At 71.5% G+C, this 2,257-nt stretch carries 2 protein-coding genes; both read left to right on the forward strand.

From position 1 onward, the window contains the following. A partial coding sequence (yicI, locus tag I5I_RS06660; protein ID WP_036317905.1) for an alpha-xylosidase occupies nt 1–1,132 on the forward strand: 1,132 nt, incomplete at its 5' end. A gap of 214 nt (nt 1,133–1,346) precedes the next feature. After that, nucleotides 1,347–2,198 (forward strand): endonuclease domain-containing protein, encoded by an 852-nt coding sequence (locus I5I_RS06665; protein WP_239640046.1) that lies wholly within the window; start codon nt 1,347–1,349, stop codon nt 2,196–2,198. Nucleotides 2,199–2,257 lie beyond the last annotated feature (59 nt).

Consider the following 2,257-nt stretch of genomic DNA (forward strand, 5'->3'; position numbering starts at 1 on the left):
GATCAACCCGTACATCGCACAGCGCTCGCCGCTGTTCGGCGAGGCGGCGGATCCGGGGTACCTCGTGCGGCGCGCTGACGGCTCCATCTGGCAATGGGATCTGTGGCAGGCGGGGATGGGTCTGGTCGACTTCACGAATCCCGACGCGACGGCGTGGTACCAGGAGAAGCTGCGCGGGCTGACCGCCCAGGGCGTCGACTGCTTCAAGACCGACTTCGGCGAACGCATCCCCACCGACGTCGTGTGGGCCGACGGCAGCGACCCGCAGCGCATGCACAACCTCTACACGGAGCTGTACAACCGCGCCGTCCATGACGTTCTGGTCACGGACCGCGGCGAGGGCGACGCCGTGCTGTTCGCCCGGTCGGCGACCGCGGGCGGACAGAGCATGCCGGTGCACTGGGGCGGCGATTCGACCTCGACCTTCACCTCGATGGCCGAGACACTGCGCGGCGGCCTGTCCCTCGCCATGAGCGGGTTCGCCTACTGGAGCCACGACATCGGCGGCTTCGAGGGCACTCCGGATGCCGCGGTGTTCAAGCGCTGGACGGCATTCGGGCTGCTCAGTTCGCACTCCCGCTTCCACGGGTCGGACTCCTACCGCGTGCCCTGGGCCTTCGACGAGGAGGCGGTGGAGGTGACCCGCCGCTTCACGCACCTGAAGATGAGACTCATGCCCTATCTGCATCAGCTCGGCGTCGATGCCGCGCGCACCGGCATCCCCCTGCTGCGTCCGATGGCCCTGGAGTTCCCGGACGACCCGGCCGTCGCCTACCTGGATCGGCAGTACATGCTCGGCCCGTCGCTGCTGGTCGCGCCGGTGATGTCCGCGAGCGGAGAGGCGGAGTTCTACCTGCCGGACGGAGAGTGGACGTCGCTGCTGAGCGGCGAGCACGTCGAGGGCGGACGGTGGCGTCGTGAGACGCACGGGTTCGACACACTTCCGCTGTACGTGCGCCCCGGCGCGGTGCTGCCGTGGGGCGCACGCCACGACCGTCCCGACTACGACTACCTCGAGGGCCTCGAGCTGCGGGTGTTCCCCGGCGGCTCCGGCACCCGTGAGGTGGTCGTGACGACGCCGGACGGGCGCAGCGAGGTCTTCGGGATCGATCTCGACACGCCGTCCGACTGACCGCTGCCGAAGCGCGCGCGGCCACCGTCGCCTCACCGGATGCGGAGATGAGCAACGGATGCGGATGCCGCGCGCTGCGGCATCCGCATCCGTTCACACCCTCCGCGTCTGTTCATGAGACGCAGGCTCCTCCCCTGCGGCGGGTGCGGGCGAGTTGTCCCCACTCCAGAGGGGTGCCCGGCCTCGGCGGCGCGGGCGGACGCAGACTCGACGTGTGGGGATCCGGGAGTTGGTGGAGGCGGGTGGCGGCATCGTGCATCGGCAGGCGGTACTCGATGTCGGCATCCGCCCCGCCACGTTGCGGGCGGCGATCTCGGCCGGGGAGGTCCGCCGCGTGCGCCGCTACTGGGTCGCGACGTCCGCGGCCCCGGACGCGTTGGTGCACGCCGCCGAGGTGAGCGCGCGGCTGGCCTGCGCCTCCGCGGCGCAGCACCGGGGATGGTGGATGCCGCCGGGCACGACCGGTCGACCGCATCTGCACGTCCGCGCTCACGCGCATCGGCCGCCGCCGAGCGGTGACATCGCCCCGCCGGTCTTCCACTGGGATGCACCGATGGTGCCGGCGCACCCGCACGCCCTCGTCGAGTCGGTCCCCGATGCCCTCGCGCACATCGCCGGATGCCTGTCGTACGAGGACGCGCTGGTCGTGTGGGAGTCGGCGGTGCGACTCGAGCGGCTGCCGCTGGCGATGCTGCAGCGCTACCGCTGGAAGACGCCCGCCGCGCGGCGGCTGGTCGGCGACCTCGCGGGCCTCAGCGACTCGGGCATCGAGACGCTGTTCGTCTCGCGGATCCGCGCGTTCGGGCTGCCCGTGCGCCAACAGGTGCTGCTGCTCGGACACCGCGTCGACGGCCTCATCGGAGACCGTCTCGTCACGCAGCTCGACGGCTACGCCTTCCACTCCGCTGCCGCCGACCGCGGCCGCGACCTGCACCACGATCGGGAACTGATCGCCCACGGCTACACGGTGCTCCGGTTCACGTACGCCGAGGTCGTGCACCAGTGGCCGCGCGTCGAGGCGGCGATCCTCCGCGCGATCGCGCAGTGCCTCCACCTCGCGCGCTGACGCAGCCGCGCCCCTTCCAGCCCAGCCCGCACCAGCCCGCACCAGAATCGGAGCACGTC

It is taken from the genome of Microbacterium sp. B24 (genome assembly GCF_000333415.1).
GTDB lineage: Bacteria > Actinomycetota > Actinomycetes > Actinomycetales > Microbacteriaceae > Microbacterium.